Source organism: Kitasatospora putterlickiae, assembly GCF_039527695.1.
Lineage (GTDB): Bacteria > Actinomycetota > Actinomycetes > Streptomycetales > Streptomycetaceae > Kitasatospora > Kitasatospora putterlickiae.
In genome coordinates this window covers 15,041-29,384 of sequence record NZ_BAAAKJ010000265.1, presented here as the reverse complement: position 1 = coordinate 29,384, position 14,344 = coordinate 15,041, and the positions used below count along the sequence as shown (strand labels likewise).

Annotated in this window: 13 protein-coding genes; 7 read left to right on the top strand and 6 right to left on the bottom strand. The window is 71.2% G+C overall.

Going from position 1 to position 14,344, the window contains the following annotated elements; genetic code table 11:
* Positions 1-1,579 (bottom strand): NAD-dependent epimerase/dehydratase family protein (locus tag ABD308_RS26940; protein WP_344339590.1); only part of this gene is annotated, 1,579 nt, incomplete at its 3' end.
* Between the two features lie 248 nt (positions 1,580-1,827).
* On the opposite strand from ABD308_RS26940, the gene ABD308_RS26935 reads away from it, so the two are divergent.
* From ABD308_RS26935 to ABD308_RS26925, 3 genes are read left to right on the top strand one after another with little or no spacing between them, the layout of a single operon-like run.
* Positions 1,828-2,922 carry an NAD-dependent epimerase/dehydratase family protein gene (locus ABD308_RS26935; RefSeq protein ID WP_344339586.1) on the top strand — a complete coding sequence of 365 codons (1,095 nt, stop codon included), beginning with the start codon at positions 1,828-1,830 and terminating at the stop codon, positions 2,920-2,922.
* A gap of 59 nt (positions 2,923-2,981) precedes the next feature.
* Positions 2,982-3,476: an NUDIX domain-containing protein gene (locus ABD308_RS26930; RefSeq protein WP_344339581.1), complete on the top strand. Its 495-nt coding sequence runs from the start codon at positions 2,982-2,984 to the stop codon at positions 3,474-3,476.
* The gene (locus ABD308_RS26925) at positions 3,473-4,498 is read left to right on the top strand and encodes a GHMP family kinase ATP-binding protein (RefSeq protein WP_344339577.1); all 1,026 of its coding nucleotides are present in this window, start codon (positions 3,473-3,475) and stop codon (positions 4,496-4,498) included. The genes ABD308_RS26930 and ABD308_RS26925 overlap by 4 nt, the downstream gene beginning before the upstream one ends.
* A gap of 91 nt (positions 4,499-4,589) precedes the next feature.
* Here the strand turns inward: ABD308_RS26925 and ABD308_RS26920 are convergent, their stop codons facing one another.
* The 4 genes from ABD308_RS26920 to ABD308_RS26905 all read right to left on the bottom strand — a co-directional run bounded on the left by ABD308_RS26920 (position 4,590) and on the right by ABD308_RS26905 (position 8,766).
* Complete coding sequence (locus ABD308_RS26920; RefSeq protein ID WP_344339572.1) at positions 4,590-5,687, bottom strand: radical SAM protein; 1,098 nt, start codon at positions 5,685-5,687, stop codon at positions 4,590-4,592.
* Between the two features lie 61 nt (positions 5,688-5,748).
* On the bottom strand, positions 5,749-6,573 hold the full coding sequence (locus tag ABD308_RS26915; RefSeq protein ID WP_344339567.1) for a carbohydrate ABC transporter permease: 825 nt from the start codon (positions 6,571-6,573) through the stop codon (positions 5,749-5,751).
* Positions 6,570-7,487, bottom strand: a complete 918-nt coding sequence (locus ABD308_RS26910) for a carbohydrate ABC transporter permease (protein ID WP_344339565.1) — start codon at positions 7,485-7,487, stop codon at positions 6,570-6,572. The genes ABD308_RS26915 and ABD308_RS26910 overlap by 4 nt, the downstream gene beginning before the upstream one ends.
* A complete protein-coding gene (locus ABD308_RS26905; protein WP_344339563.1) occupies positions 7,477-8,766 on the bottom strand; it encodes an extracellular solute-binding protein in 1,290 nt (429 codons plus the stop codon). Before ABD308_RS26905 ends, ABD308_RS26910 begins: the two co-directional genes overlap by 11 nt.
* 193 nt (positions 8,767-8,959) lie before the next feature.
* Between ABD308_RS26905 and ABD308_RS26900 the strand changes: the two genes are divergently transcribed.
* Entirely contained in the window at positions 8,960-10,132 is a 1,173-nt protein-coding gene (locus ABD308_RS26900) for a serine/threonine protein kinase (RefSeq protein ID WP_344339561.1), read from the top strand.
* A 9-nt stretch (positions 10,133-10,141) separates the two neighbouring features.
* Complete coding sequence (locus ABD308_RS26895; RefSeq protein ID WP_344339559.1) at positions 10,142-10,927, top strand: HAD family hydrolase; 786 nt, start codon at positions 10,142-10,144, stop codon at positions 10,925-10,927.
* Here ABD308_RS26895 and ABD308_RS26890 read toward each other — a convergent pair.
* Positions 10,878-12,326, bottom strand: coding sequence for a N,N-dimethylformamidase beta subunit family domain-containing protein (locus ABD308_RS26890; RefSeq protein WP_344339557.1), 1,449 nt, complete (start codon positions 12,324-12,326; stop codon positions 10,878-10,880). The genes ABD308_RS26895 and ABD308_RS26890 overlap by 50 nt on opposite strands.
* Positions 12,327-12,572: 246 nt before the next feature.
* On the opposite strand from ABD308_RS26890, the gene ABD308_RS26885 reads away from it, so the two are divergent.
* A complete protein-coding gene (locus tag ABD308_RS26885) occupies positions 12,573-13,418 on the top strand; it encodes a class I SAM-dependent methyltransferase (RefSeq protein ID WP_344339555.1) in 846 nt (281 codons plus the stop codon).
* Positions 13,419-13,444: 26 nt separating this feature from the next.
* The gene (locus tag ABD308_RS26880) at positions 13,445-14,251 is read left to right on the top strand and encodes an N-acetyltransferase (protein ID WP_344339552.1); all 807 of its coding nucleotides are present in this window, start codon (positions 13,445-13,447) and stop codon (positions 14,249-14,251) included.
* Positions 14,252-14,344 lie beyond the last annotated feature (93 nt).

The window sequence follows — 14,344 nt, the reverse complement described above, 5'->3', positions numbered from 1 at the left end:
GGGTGGTGGGGGAATCGGGGGTGGGGGTGGGGGGTTGGTGGGGGGCGGGGTGGGGGTGGATGGGGACGGGGCGGACGGCGGTGTGGATGGTGTCGGCCAACTCGGCGAGCGTGGTGGGCTTTTCGGGGGTGATGGTGAGGGAGCGGGGGGCGGGGCGGGTGCGGAGGACGGTGAGGACGGCGTCGGCCAGGTCGTCGACGTAGACGGGGTGCACCTCGGTGTCGGGGGAGCCGGGGACGGTCATCGGGAGGCTGCGCAGGGCGTCCCAGACCATGCGGCCGATGAGGGTGTCGCGGGAGCAGCCGGGGCCGTACACCTCGCCGACGGTGAGGGTGTAGGGGCGCGGGTCGCCGGGCAGGTGGATGCGCAGTTCCCGGGACGGGGCTCCCTCGCGCAGGCCTGTGAGGTCGAGGACGGCGTCGGGGAGGTCGGCGGCGGCCAGGTCGGTGAGCCGGCGCAGGAGGTGCTCGCCGAGCGGGGAGGCGCCGCCGCGGACGGTGAGGCCGGTGGGGTGGCGGGGGCGGCGGGGGGCCGGGCGTTCGGCGGACGCGCGGCCGGCGGCCAGGGCCCGGTGGGCGATGGCCGCCAGGGCCTCGCGGCGTTCGGCGATCCGTTCCTCGGTGCTGGTGTTGCTGATGCCGCCCGATCCGATGGTGGCCACGCTCTCGGCGTACACCTCGGTTCGTCCCGCGGTCTGGGGGGCGTCGGGGTCCAGGCCGAGGCGGGCGGCCTCGTGGCCCATGGCGAGGGCGGTGAGCCAGGTGCCCCGGACGTCGGGCGCGTCGGACTCGGGGCCGGGCGGGGTGAACAGGGTGCGAGGCAGCTCCAGGCCGCGCAGGTACTGCTCGCAGTCCATGTGCAGCCAGCGCTGGGGGCCGGGACCGGCGACCCGCACCAGGCAGCGGGCGACGCCGTACTTGAAGAACGGCAGGACCTTCAGGCCGGTCAGCCGGCGGTCCTCGTCGCCGGGGCGGTCGTCGGGCAGGAAGCAGACCGAGCGGCGCGGGCCGCGGAAGGCGTTGCCGGAGATCGAGCCGTGGTCCTGGTGCTCGGCGAGGTTGGGGACGGAGACGTAGCGGGGGATGCCGTGGTCGGTCAGGTAGCGGTGCATCAGGATGTCGTCGGGCCAGGCTCCTAGGCGCCGGCGGCCGTAGCGGACGAAGCCCTCGGCGACGCTCCGGGGAAGGACGATCGCGACGCACGGGAAGTACTCGTTGACCGCGCCGACCCAGCGGGCGCCGGCCATGGCGCCGAAGCGGATCGCGGCCCCGTTGCGGGAGTCCCACAGGGCGAACAGCGCCAGGGCGGCGTCCGGCATCGCCTCGATGGCGAGATTGACCCGCTCGAAGAACGATTCGGACAACAGCATGTCGTCCTGGACGACGAGTTGGTGGGTGGCGCCGTCCTCGATGGAGTCCCACGCGGCGAGCGCGGTGCGCAGCACGGAGGGGGTGCCGGTCGGGTCCGGGTCCATGACGACGCGCAGCGCGCCCGGAGGCGCGTCCTGGGCCATCCGCTCGGCGGCGTGCCGGCGCTTGGGATGGGTCATGACCACCCCGCTGAGCTGATGGCGCGTCACGTGGTTTCCCTCTTTCCGTTGGGGTGTGGGTGGCTTGGTGGCACTCGTGTCGCTATCGACTACTGCGGGTGCCATCGATTCCGGACAGTACGGATCGAGTCGAGGGCTGGCAAGAGTGCCGAATTAGCACTGGCGTCACGGTTGGTGTCCCAAGGATGCTGGACTGGCACGCCACCTTCCGTGTGAAGCGAGTGGCTGTTTGTGAGCGCGTATTCGAGAGTTCGCCGTCTTAACGGAGGGAACCCCTTATGTCCGCAGGATCGCACGCGCCGTTGAACGAGGCCGCAGACGACATCGACGAGGGCGTCGGTGAGAGCGTCGAGGCCCGGTTGGAAAAGCTTCGTGACGCCCGCATCGTGGTGACGGGCGGCGGGGGCCTGGTCGGCAGCCGGCTGACCGCCCTGCTGTGCAAGGTCGGTGCCCAGGTGACCGTCCTGGACCGGATGGACGCCTACCCCGAGGACGGGCACGCGATATTCGGGGTCGAGAAGACCGGGGCGACGCTGGTCGTCGGCGACGTCTGTGACCGCGAGGCGGTCGCCGTACTGCTGCGGGACGCCGACTACGTGGTCCACGCCGCCGCCTACGCGGACGTGGCCGCCTGCACCCGGGACCCCGACATCGCGTTCCGGGCCAATGTGCAGGGCACCCAGGTCATCCTGGAGGAGATCGCCGGGACGGGCGTGCGCCGCCTGGTGCTGGTCTCCTCCGCGTCGGTGTACGGCGACGGCCCCACCGGCTCGCCCGGTCCGCACATGTTCCACGAGGACCAGGCGCTGTTCCCGCTGTCGGTGTACGCGAACGGCAAGTTGTGGGCGGAGCACCAGACCCGGCTGATGCTCGGGGCGGCGGGCGGTGCCGAGTACGCGATCGTGCGCTACTTCTCCGTCTACGGGGACCCGCAGATCCCGAAGCCGGGCAGCCACTCCTGGATGGTGCCCTGGCTGTCCCTGCAGGCCAAGCTGGGCCGCCCGATGCGCCTGAACGGGGGCGGCGTCCAGGTGCGCGACATGGTGCACGTCCAGGACGTGGCCGAGGCGACGGCGCTCGCGCTCGTCGAGGAGGGGATGGCGGGGCAGACGGTGAACGTGGGCACCGGGCGGCCGACGGCCGTGCGGAAGGTCGCGGACCTGCTCATGCCCTACTTCCCGGACGCCGAGCGGATCGTCACGCCGCGTCCCGAGGGCGACCCGCTCGGCGGGTACGCCTCCACGGAGCGGGCGCGGGAGCTGCTGCGCTGGCAGGCCCGGATCGACGTCGAGGAGGGCGTCGACCGCTATGTGCGGTGGCTGGAGAAGACGCCCGAGGCGGTGCCGCGCTGGCTCGCCGAGGACGGCGCGTGACAGTCTGTGATCCCGGCACGTCCGCCGTGGGGGCGGATGTCGAGGGAGGCGGTGCGAGCATGGGATATGTCGGGTCGTACGTCTGGTCGCTGCGTCAGAAGGTCGGCGGCATGCGGCTGTTGGTGCCGGGTGCCCAGGTCCTGCTGATCGACGGGGCGGGCCGGGGGCTGTTCCAGCAGCGCGTCGACAACGGTGTGTGGGAGCTTCCCGCGGGCGCCTGCGAGGAGGACGGGGGCTTCGCCGAGGCCGCCGTCCGGGAGGTGGCGGAGGAGACCGGGCTGCTGGTCGCCAAGGAGGACCTGGTCGCCTTCGGCTCGCTGTCCGATCCGGCCGTGCACACGGTGACCTACCCGAACGGGGACGTCAACCACTGCTTCGCGCTGTGCTTCGTGGCCCGGCGCTGGTCGGGGGAGCTGTCCCCGGGGGCCGACGAGGTGCGCCGGGCGGAGTTCCGGCCCCTCGACGACCCGCCGGGGCCGCTGCACCCGCCCACCCGGGTGGTGCTGGAGATGTACCGCGCGTTCCTCATCGACGGGAGGTTTCAGGCAAGGTGAGCGAAGAGCAAGTGATCCGCGTCGCGGTGCCGTGCCGGGCGTGCCTGTCGGGGGAGGACCTGGACTGGCTGGGCGACGGCCGCTCGGTCAGCCTCGCCCTCGACCTGCCGACCACGGTCGAGGTGGTGCCCGGCGCACCCTCCGGGGCGCCGGAGCAGGCCGGGAGTGACTGGCCGTCGCAGGTGTGGGCGTTCCTGAAGGAGCGGCTGCCCGGGACGGCGGGCCCCGCGCCGGCCGTTCGGGTGGCCAGCGAGGCGCCGTCCGCGAGCGGGCTGTCCTCGTCCACGGCGCTGATCGTGGCGCTGTTCCGGGCGTTCGCGGCAGCAGCAGCAGCAGCGGCGGCCGTCGTGGCGGACGGGGTGGCGGCGACGGCGGCCACGGACGACGCCACGCTCGTCCAGTGGGCGTACGAGTTCGAGTTCGCCCGCTTCAACGGCGGCGGCATGGACCACCTCGCCGTCGCCGAGGGCGGCGCGCTGCTGATCGACGGCCGGGAGCGCGGCCTGCCGGTGGTCCGGGAGCGGCTGGAGTTCCCGGACGACTGGGGGGTGGTCGTGGTGGACTCGGGCACCCGGAAGAACACCGCCGACCACATCCGCACGGTGCGGGCACAGCTCGCCGCCGGCGATCCCGCCCTCGCGGCGTACCGGGCCGAGGCCGACCGGGCCTCGGGTGCCGCCTGGGCGGCGCTGCGCCGGCACGACCACGAGGCGCTGGGGGCGGCGATGAGCCGGGCGCACGACGCGATGCGCGACCACCAGGGCATGTCGACCCCGCTGCTGGAGGAGCTGCGGGCGCTGGCGCTGCGCGCCGCCGGCCTGCCGCTGAAGCTCAGCGGGGCCGGCGGCGGTGGTTCGCTGGTCGGCGTGTGCCCCTCGGGCGAGCTGCCCGGGGTGGTGGCACGGCTGGCCGACGCGCTGAGCGGCCCCTTCCCCGGGGCACGCGTGATCCCCACCCGGGCGGCTCCGGGGAGCCGGAGTGCCCGGGCGGGGGAGCGGGTCGGTGTGAGCGCCGCCGGCTGAGCGGCTGTCCGAGCGTCAACCGGTCGACGGCCAGTGCGTCAGGCCGTCGACCGGTTGACGTTCAGCCGCTCGGCACCGAGCCGAGCGGCGGTCAGATGAACGGGTCGTAGTCCTCTCCCGGGGGGACCGCGCCCGTTCCCTCCGCTATCCCGTCCAGCTCCAGGTTGGAGCGGTGCCGCGCGCAGTGGAAGCGGCAGTCCCGGCTCGGGTCGACGATGCCGCGGTCCGAGGTCTTCCAGATGTCGGCCAGGCTGTCGGTGACCGCGTCACCGATCCGGGCCAGCGGGTTGCCCCGGTGGTAGGAGCAGATGTAGACCCCGGACGGGGTGACCAGGGTGCGCAGCTCGGCGATCTTGCAGCGGTGGTAGTCCTTGGGCTGGACCGGTCCGGTGTGCCGGCGCAGCGAGGTGAGCGTGGACGAGTTGATCAGCTGGAAGGTGTCGCTCTCCAGCCGGGCCGCCTCGGCGAGCTGGGTGTCGACCGAGTCGAGGATGGACTCGGAGACCTGGATGACGTGGTGCTCCTCGTCGAACATCGCCTTGGTCTCGAAGTAGTCGCAGCCGATGTCGTGGGCGAGCTCGGCCGCCCGCAGCACCTCCGTGTGGTTGGTGACCGTCCGGCCGTCCGGCTCCTGGCGGGTCATGACCAGGAAGGAGTAGCCGAGGGCTCCGGTCTTCGCCTCGGCGAGCAGCCGCATGTTCGCGACCACCTTGTCGAAGACGCTGCGGCCCTTGCGGTCGGGGCGGAAGAGGCCGTACGTCTCGGAGGTGCCGGCGTCCATGGAGACGCGGACCCAGGAGGCGTAGCGGGCGAGTTCGTCGAGGTTCTTGTCGATCATGGTGCCGTTGGTGACGACCCCGACGGCCAGACCGGCCTCGCCGAGGATCTGCAGCACCCGCCGGGTGCCCCGGTGGGCGAGCGGTTCGCCGCCCCCGATGAGGACCACGGCGCGGACGGACATGGAGACCAGTTCCTCCGCGAGCGCGGCCAGGCGCTCGGGGGTGAACCGGCCCTGGTTGAGCAGCTTGCCGCTGATGCACTCGGGGCAGGCGAGGTCGCAGAAGGTCGTCGGGTCGAGGTCGACGACGAGCGGGGCGTCCGACGAGTCGCCTTCGGCGGCTTGCAGGACGCGTGGCCAGCCGGATGGCTGGTAGAGCTTGGAGACGAGATCGAGACGGTCGTGCGTCACAGAGTCCTCCTGTGGACGTGAACGGGGTGCGACCGGGGGAGCCGGGTTTCGGTGGACGGGGTCAGCCCTTCACCGCGCCGGCGGCGAGGCCGGAGGCGATCCGGCGCTGGATGATCAGGAAGAAGACCACAACGGGCAGGGCGGTGAGTGTGGCACCCGCCATCAGTCCGCCGTAGTCGGTCCCACGGCTGGTCGTGAAGGAGACCAGCCAGATGCTGACGGTCTGTTTCTCAGGAGTGGACAAGAGGATGTAGACAAGGACGTACTCGTTCCAGGCCTGGACGAGCGCGAAGACCGAGGTGGCGACGATGCCGGGGGCGAGCAGTGGCAGCACCACCCGGCGGAAGGCGCCGAGGCGGCCGCAGCCGTCGACCATGGCCGCCTCCTCCAGCTCCACGGGCACCCCGTCGATGAATCCGCGCAGCATCCACACCGTGAACGGCAGGGTGAACACCAGATAGGTGAGGATCACGCCGGTGAGGCTGTCGGTCAGCCCGGCGTCGTTCAGCAGCAGGTACAGCGGGATGATCAGGGCCGTCAGCGGCACCATCTGGACGATGAGGATCACCACGACGAAGGTCTTGCGGCCCGTGAAGCGGAAGCGGGCGAGGGCGAACGCGGCCAGCGTGCCGACGATCAGCGACACCACGACGGTGCCGACGCCGATGAGCACGCTGGACCGGACGTTGTCCCAGAAGGTGTCCGAGCCGAGGGCCCGGGAGAAATTGTCCCACGAGGGCCGGCCCGGCCAGAACTTCGGCGGGAGGCTGAGGATCTCGTTGCCCGGCCGGAACGCGGTGAGCACCATCCAGTAGATGGGGAAGCCGATCACCGCCGCGACGAGCAGCCCCAGGAGGTCGTGGCCGAGCGAGCGTTGCCGTCTCAATCGAGCTCTCCCGTCCTGAGCATCTGACGCAGGTAGACAACCGATCCGGCGAGCAGCAGCACGACGGTCACGAGCGCTATCGCGGCCCCGGTGCTGTACCGGTTCACCGCGAAGGACTCGATGAAGGAGTAGACGCCGAGCAGGTAGTACTCCCGCTCGGGCTGGCCGCCGCGCATGAGCCAGATCTGGTTGAAGACACCGAAGTTCCAGATCGCGTTCAGCGTGGTGACCATGAGCAGGACCGGTCTGATCACCGGGAGGGTGACGTGCCGGAAGACCTGGAACGGCCGGGCGCCGTCCAGGACCGCGGACTCCTCCAGCTCGTGCGGGACCTGCGCCAGCGCGGCCCGCAGCGTGATCGCGGCGAAGGGCAGCGAGCCCCACACCACGACGGCGACGATGACGGAGAAGCCCTGCCAGGGGTCGATGAACCAGTTGTGGTGGGTCATGTCGACCCCCGGCAGTTTGGAGAGCACCCAGTTGGTGACGCCGTAGTCGGTGTCGAAGAGCCAGCGGAAGATCGACGCGGCGACCATCGCGGGCATCGCCCACACGGTGACCAGCACACCGGAGATGACGGCGCGCACCCAGGGGGAGACCCGGTGCATCAGCCGCGCCGTGAACAGCCCCAGGGCGACGGTGAGCACCACGGTCACCGCGGTGAACAGCACCGTGCGGCCCACCACCGTCCAGAAGAAGCCGTCCCCGAGGATCTTGGTGAACTGGTCGAGCCCCGCCCACGGCGGCGCCGCGCCGCTGAACAGCTGCTCACGGGTCATGTCCTGGAAGGAGAGCATGACCATGTCCACGAGCGGGTAGCCGAGGACCAGCACGAGCGCCAGGACGGTGGGGGCGATCAGCAGGTACGGCAGCAGCGGACGACGCCGCTGCTGCCGGCCCCGGTCAGCGCTCATTGATCACGTCGTTGATCCGCTGGTCGGCCTCACGGGCGGCCTCCTCCACGGACTGCTTGCCGTTGGCGATGCGCTCCAGCATCTCCGGCAGGATGTTGGACTTCTCCACCGAGGTCCAGCCGGGCGCGAACGGGGTCATCCAACCGCCGGTCGCGGCGGCCTGGGCCGCCGGGCCGTTGATCCCGCCGCCCGCGACCTCGGCCAGCTGGACGGTGTTGTTGGGCAGGGTGTTCACCTCGATCAGGGTCTTCTGCGACTCCCGGTCGGTGAACATCTTGATCCAGTCGGCGGCCAGGTCCTTGCGGGTCGACTTGGCCGGCACCGCCAGGGTGGAGCCGCCGAGGAACGGCGGCAGGAGGTTGCCGGACGGGCCGGGGAAGGGGAAGGTGCCGAACTTGTCCTTCAGCTTGGGGTCGCCGCCGGAGCGCTCGTCGGAGGCCATGGCGGACTCCCAGGTGTTGCCGTAGAAGACGCCCACGCGGCCCTGGCCGACGACGGCCGGCTGGTCGCTGTTGTCCTTGGCCCGGTCACCGACGTAGTACGCGTCGATCAGCCGCTTCCACTCGGTGAGCCCGGCCACCGACTTCGGCGAGGACAGCGTGCTCTTCCACTTGTCGCCCTCCTTCACGGCGATCTCGCCGCCCGCGTCCTTCACGAAGGCCATGGCGGCGTACCAGTAGCGGCCGGGGAAGTAGAGCGCCGAGTAGTTGGGGTCCTCGGGGCCCAGGGTGGCCTTCAGCTTGTCCAGCGCGGAGAGCAGCTCGGTGTAGTTCTTCGGGGCTTCGGCGACACCCGCGCGGGCGAACTGGTCGGTGCGGTAGATGCCGATCCGGGCCCCGACGTAGTACGGCACGCAGTACGTCTTGCCGTCGGCGCGGCAGGCGTCGGCGAGCGCCGGCAGCCAGGCGTCCGACTGGTCGAAGCGCGCCGGGTCCACGGGGGCGAAGGCGTTGTTGACGATGTAGTTGGTGGTCTCGCTGTTGCCCATCTCGACCACGTCGGGAACGTTCTTCCCGGCGAGGACGGCGTCCAGCTTCTGGTTCTTCGTCGTCCACTGCTGGTACTGCACCTCGACCTCGACGCCGGGGTGCGCCTTGGTGAAACGCTCATTGGTGGACTGGACCAATTGCGGCCAACTCTCCTGGGCGTCCACCGCCAGCCAGACCGTCAGTTTGCCGCCCGCGTCGGTCCCGCCACCCGTGCTGGAGCTACAGCTGGTGGCGGCGAGGGACAGGAGAAACGTGAGGATAAGGGGGCGATAGGACATGCGAATGGCCATGAGGTCTCCAAGTTCGCTATGGGGGTACCCATCTGATTACCCGTCTGATCGCCAAGAGTCGCAGAGGTCCAGACATTCGGCCGGAAGATGACGTTCAGTGTCCCGCATAGAGATCAACCCTTGACTCCTCCAGGGCGGTACCCGCAGGTTAGGCCTCTGCACCCACGTGATCCCGATACGAAGGGCCTGTTACGTGTCCGAGCAGACGACTTCCCCCGAAGAGACCCCCGACGCCGCCGCCCGCCCGGTCCGGGTCAACGCCTGGAACGGCTGGGACCCGCTGCGCCACGTGGTCGTCGGCCGGGCCGCGGGCACCGTGGTCCAGGCCCCCGAGCCCGCCGTGCGCCGGGACTACCCCGAGGACGGCTTCCCCCTGGGCACCTTCGGCCCGATGCCCGAGGACATGGTGGCCGAGGCGGAGGAGCAGCTCGACAACTTCGCCGAGATGCTGACCCGTCGCGGCATCAGGGTGGACCGCCCCACCCCCCTCGACTTCAACCAGCAGGTCAGCACGCCCGAGTGGACCCAGGACTCGATGTTCGGCTGCATGCCGCCCCGCGACCTGCTGCTGACCGTCGGCAACGAGGTCCTGGAAGCGACCATGTCCTACCGCAGCCGCTGGCACGAGTACCTCGCCTACCGGCCGCTGCTGCAGAACCTCTTCGACTCCGACGAGCGCATGCGCTGGGAGGCCGCTCCGAAGCCGCGGCTCACCGACGCCTCTTACAACACCAAGTTCTGGGACACCTACAACGACCTGCCGACCGAGGAGCAGCTGGCCCGGGTCCGCGACTACGACCTGGTGCTGACCGAGGCCGAACCGCTGTTCGACGCCGCCGACGTCGCCCGCTTCGGCAAGGACCTCTTCGTCCAGCTGTCCTTCGTCACCAACCGCAGCGGCTACCAGTGGCTCAAGCGCCACTTCCCCGACCACCGGGTGCACGCGGTCACCTCCACCAACACCCACCCGCTGCACATCGACGCGACCTGGGTGCCGCTGCGCCCCGGCCTGGTGCTGCACTGCGGCGAGCGGCTCGCGGACGCCGAGCTGATGGAGTTCTTCCGGCTCAACGACTGGGAGATCATCGAGGCGGTGCAGCCGGCGAGCTGGGACCACCCGCCGAAGCTGTCGTTCTGCAGCCCGTGGCTCGCCGGGAACATGCTGAACATCGACGAGAACACCCTGTGCATCGAGGAGAAGGAGGTCCGGCTGTCGGAGCAGCTCTCCTCGTACGGCTTCGAGATCGTCCCGGTGCCGTTCCGGGCGGTCGGGCCGTTCGGCGGCGGTCTGCACTGTGCGACCGTCGACATCGAGCGGGACGGCGATCTGCAGGACTACTTCCCGCGCCGGCACGGCCGGTACTGAGGCCGGTCCGTGCCGCCCGTACCGCCTGAGTCGCCCGTACCGCCTGAGTCGCCGTCGGAGATCCGGGCCGTCGTCTTCGACTTCTACGGGACGCTGGCGCGGATGGTCGAGCCGCTGCCGCCCGACCACCGCGCGATCTTCGACCGAAGGGGCCTGGCCGCCCAGGGCGCCCGCTGGGGCGACCAGTGGGCGGTGGGCCCCGCCGAGGGCGCGGAGCACGCGGCCCACTCGGTCAGTGAAATCGACTACCACCGTTGGGAGTTGGGGCGGCTACGGCGCAGGGCGGTGGACTGCGGGGTGCCGGAGGACGAGCTGGACGGCCTGGTCGAGGAGATCGACCGGGCGATGAAGGCCCTCCGGCTGGAGCTCTTCGAGGACGTTCACCCCGTCCTCGGGGAGCTCCGCGCCCGCGGCCTGCTGCTCGGTGTCTGCTCCAACTGGTTCTGGAACCTGGAGGACTGCCTGGCGGACGTCGGCCTCGACGGGTCGGTGGACGTCGTGGTGGGCTCCGCCCGGGCGGGCGCGCGCAAGCCGCACCCGCTGATCTACCGGACGCTGCTGGAACGGTGCCGGCTGCCGGCCCGGCAGGTGCTGTTCGTCGGGGACATGTGGGCGCCGGACGTGCTCGGCCCGCTCACGGCCGGGATGCCGTCCGTCCACCTGTGCCGGCCGGACCCGGCGGTGCTCGGAGCCGAGCCGCCCCTGGTGGAGGGGGCGGCCCGGATCCGCGGGCTAAGTGAGCTGCTCAGTCTCGTGCCGAGCGGTGTCCGAGCCGGTCCAGGAGGTTGCGGGTGACCTGGGCGACGCCGGCGTCCTGGTCCTGCCCGCAGACCACCGGCCAGTCGGTGGTGCCCGCCGAGAACACGGTGCCGCCGGCGGTGTAGAGGCCCATGGTCGCGGCCCGGGGGCTGGTGATTCCCGGCTCCCGGGCCGGACCGTTCCAGTGGCCCCACTTGAAGTCGTGGAAGTCCTCGTGGACGGGTTCGAGGACGTGGATGCCGAGGATGAGGAAGGAGGTGGGAGTGCCGTCCTCACCGCTGGCGTGCGCGACGCCGCGCTCGTCGCGGGTGTAGGCGGCGCCGTCGCACTCGTACCCGATGAGCGGGGTGCCCGCGCCGAGGCGGTCGGGCTCGCCGCCGTCGGAGCCGTCGCGCAGTCCGGTGCCGGCGAACAGCCAGTGGTCGGCGTGCTGCACGGTGTACCCCTCGCGTGGACGGTCCCCGGGCCATCCGGTGCTCGCCCACATGCCGCCGTTGCGGAAACTCACCCCGGTGAGGGAGTTCTCCGGGCGGCCCACGCCGTCGGGTGCCGCCGGCCACCACTGGTCGGTCGCGGGAAGGTGCGGATACTCGTCCCCCACATGGTGGTCGGTATCTGAGACGAAGGCGGTGTTCCGGTCGGTCGGATGAATGCGCCACCAGCAGGTGTTGGCGCTCAGGAAGGCGATGTTCCCGCCGTTCCGGACGAATCGTTCGGCCTGGCCGCGCATCGCCTCGCTCCAGTATTCGTCGTGGCCGACGCTGAGCAGTAGATCGTATGCGGACAACAGGTCGGGATCCTCGTGCAGATCGAGGTCCGTGCAGAATTCGACCGGGTAGCCGTTGCGCTCCAGCCAGGCGATGAAAGGCGCGTCCCAGTAGGCGAGGTCGATGATTCCGCCGGGCCGGCGCAGGCTCACCTTGTGTCCGCGGGGATCGCCGTCCGGCAGGTACACGGGGTGGTCGTAGAGGCTGGCGGCGCGTTCCTCGCCCGGCCGGTCGGAGCGGTTGTAGGCGTGCCGGGTGAAGGTCGACTTCTTGTAGAGGACGCGGGACCGGCCGCCGGGCCGCCGGGGGCGCACCACGAAGAACTCGCGGGCCGGGCCCTCCAGGCCGGCGGCGTCGAGCGGTGGCGGATCGTCGCCGTCCTCGACGAACTGGACGATGTACATGCCGGGAGCCCAGTGCTCCGGCACGGGCAGGGCGAGCGGCGGCCAGTCCCAGTCGTCGGCGGGCGAGGGCCGGCCGGGGGTGCCGTCGGGGTGCGGGGGCGGCAGGTGGAGCGACCCGGGGTGCCCGTCGGTCTCCGCCACCGGCTCCAGGTCCTCGCCCAGCCGGTAGAACCTCAGCCCGAACCGGGCGGCGTCGGTGGAGACGTGCACGGTCAGCTCCTCCCCGGCGGTGACGCTTTCCCGGCCGAGATATCCCTCTATCATTCCGCCTCCAGCAGAGCGAACGGCCGGCGAACAGGTGTCCGGCCGCTTGGGCCCGTCATCGTAGGTGGTTTCGGGAATTCCGGGCAACCGGGTCCGCGAACCGGTCATTCAGGGCCTCCTTTCGGACAGCGAACCGGACGGGCGGAATCCTCTACCGCCGGGCCGGGTAGCTGGAAATAAGCCGCAGCGGACCGGCTGCCGCAATTCCGTCACCTCCGGTCATCCGGTCAAGAACGAGGATTTCGCATGAGCAATGAATTTCGGGTCAGAGAACTCGTCCTGGGGATCCAGGGCCTGGCACTGCTGCGTCACGCCCTGGACGGGGAGGAGGCGTTCCTGAAGGAGCGCGTGGCGGACATCCGCCGCTTCGCGTCGGGCGACGGGGAGCTTCCGGACGGGGGCGCCGACATCAGCGAACTCGACGCGGCCGAGGGCTACGCCTCCTGGTCGGCGGTCTACGACTCGCTGCCCAGCTCGTACATCGAGGTCGAGGAGCCCGTGCTGCACGGCATCGTCGACACCCTTCCCACGGGTACCGCCCTGGACGCCGCCTGCGGCACCGGGCGCCAGACCGGCGCCCTGGTCGCGCGCGGGTTCCGCACCATCGGTGTGGACCAGTCTCCCGAGATGCTGGCCAGGGCCCGTGCGCGCGCCCCGCAGGCCGAGTTCCGGGTCGGGAACCTGGAGAACCTGCCGCTTGAGGACGACTCGGTCGACCTCGCCGTCTGCTCGCTGGCCATGACCCATCTGCCGGACCTGGCGAAGGGGGTGGCCGAGCTGGCGCGGGTGGTGCGTCCGGGCGGGCGGATCCTCGTCTCGGACCTGCACCCGTTCGTCATCGCCCTGCAGGGGCAGTGCGTCTTCGTGCACGGCTCCGAGCAGCTGGCGTTCGTGCGCAACCACGTCCATCTGCCCGGGCGGTACCTGGAGGCGTTCACCGGAGCCGGGCTCACGGTCCGGGCCTGCCACGAGCCGCTCTTCAACGGCAGTCTGGCGCCCGGTGGTTACGAGGAGATGATCGCGGACGCGGCCCGCGCGGCCTGGGACGGGCTGCCGATCGTCATCGTCTGGGACGTCGAAGTCCCCGCCTAGGACCACGAGAAGAGGAGGACGGCCCGATGGCCCTGGTCGTGGTGACCCACGCGGAGAAGCCCGAACTGTGGGACCGCATGCCGGAACGGTTCGCCGGCATCGTGCCCGAGTACAACCTGCACGGAGATGTCAACGACGCTTACTGGGACCGCCTGTTCAAGGACTTCCCCGAGTACCAGTTCGTCCTGTACGACGACGAGCGCGAGCTGGTGGCGGGCGCCGGGCGCTCGCTGCCGCGCGGCTGGGACGGCACCGCCGAGGACCTCGGCCCCGGCCTGGACGACTCGATCGCCCGGGCGTTCGCGGACCGCGACGCCGGCGTGCCCGCCGGCGCCGTGGTCGCGCTGGGCATCGAGGTCGCGGAGGACTACCAGCGCAGGGGCTTCTCCAGCGTGCTGCTCGGCGGGATGCGCCAGGTGGCGCGCCGGGCCGGCCTGGAGACGGTGCTGGTGCCCGTGCGGCCCACCTGGAAGGACCGGTACCCGCTGGTGCCGATCGAGCGGTACGCGACCTGGCGGCGGGCGGACGGGGCCCCGTTCGACCCCTGGATCCGCACCCAGGTGGGCGCCGGCGGCACGATCGCCGGTGCCTCCGAGCGCTCCTCGCGGATCACCGGCACGGTGGCCGAATGGGAGCGCTGGACCGGACTGGCCTTCCCGGAGGACGGCGACTACGTCTTCCCCGACGGCCTCTCCACCCTGCGGATCGACCGCGCGCGGGACCTCGGCTCGTACTGGGAGCCCGCGGTGTGGATCACCCACCCGGCCGAGCCCGAGGCCGCCGCGGAAGCCGCGTCGGAGCTCACGCCGGAGCCCACCGCTCCCCGGCCCTGACGGCGGTCCAGGCGAAGGCGGACATGAGCCGCACCTCGTCCGGCCCGGCCTCCGGGCGGCGCTCGGGCGGCAGGCCGGCGGGACCGGCGGTGG

Bases quoted from the DNA above. Each gene is read 5' to 3' on its own strand.
- ABD308_RS26935 (WP_344339586.1), top strand. From the start codon at position 1,828: ATGTCCGCAGGATCGCACGCGCCGTTGAACGAGGCCGCAGACGACATC.
- ABD308_RS26930 (WP_344339581.1), top strand. From the start codon at position 2,982: ATGGGATATGTCGGGTCGTACGTCTGGTCGCTGCGTCAGAAGGTCGGC.
- ABD308_RS26910 (WP_344339565.1), bottom strand. From the start codon at position 7,487: ATGAGCGCTGACCGGGGCCGGCAGCAGCGGCGTCGTCCGCTGCTGCCG.
- ABD308_RS26905 (WP_344339563.1), bottom strand. From the start codon at position 8,766: ATGGCCATTCGCATGTCCTATCGCCCCCTTATCCTCACGTTTCTCCTG.
- ABD308_RS26890 (WP_344339557.1), bottom strand. From the start codon at position 12,326: ATGATAGAGGGATATCTCGGCCGGGAAAGCGTCACCGCCGGGGAGGAG.
- ABD308_RS26885 (WP_344339555.1), top strand. From the start codon at position 12,573: ATGAGCAATGAATTTCGGGTCAGAGAACTCGTCCTGGGGATCCAGGGC.
- ABD308_RS26880 (WP_344339552.1), top strand. From the start codon at position 13,445: ATGGCCCTGGTCGTGGTGACCCACGCGGAGAAGCCCGAACTGTGGGAC.